This is a genomic window from Methylophaga sp. SB9B, assembly GCF_004832235.1.
Lineage (GTDB): Bacteria > Pseudomonadota > Gammaproteobacteria > Nitrosococcales > Methylophagaceae > Methylophaga > Methylophaga muralis.
The window spans coordinates 1-258 of record NZ_SSXS01000040.1 but is presented as its reverse complement, the minus strand read 5'-3'; the positions used below and the strand labels follow the sequence as shown (position 1 = coordinate 258).

Genomic DNA, 258 nt, shown 5'->3' with positions numbered 1-258 from the left:
CAGCTAAAAAAAACCGGCTCATCGCCGTTTTTTATGTCTGACATTTATCCAGTCACCACCAAATTATCTCGATGGATTAATTCCGGTTCATCTACATATCCCAATAAGCTTTGAATCGCCTGACTGGCTGCCCCATGATTCGTACTGCTTCATCTGCACTGTAATTTACCAGACCACGAGCAACTTCCCGACCCTGCAGATCAGTACATAAAACCAGTTCACCACGAGTGAATTGGCCATCCACCTGACGCACACCGA

Annotated in this window: 1 pseudogene; it reads right to left on the bottom strand. The window is 46.1% G+C overall.

The features are described 5' to 3' along the window. Nucleotides 1-44: 44 nt before the first annotated feature. Nucleotides 45-258 (bottom strand): annotated as a pseudogene (locus E8Q33_RS15040) (PUA domain-containing protein); the annotation flags it as partial.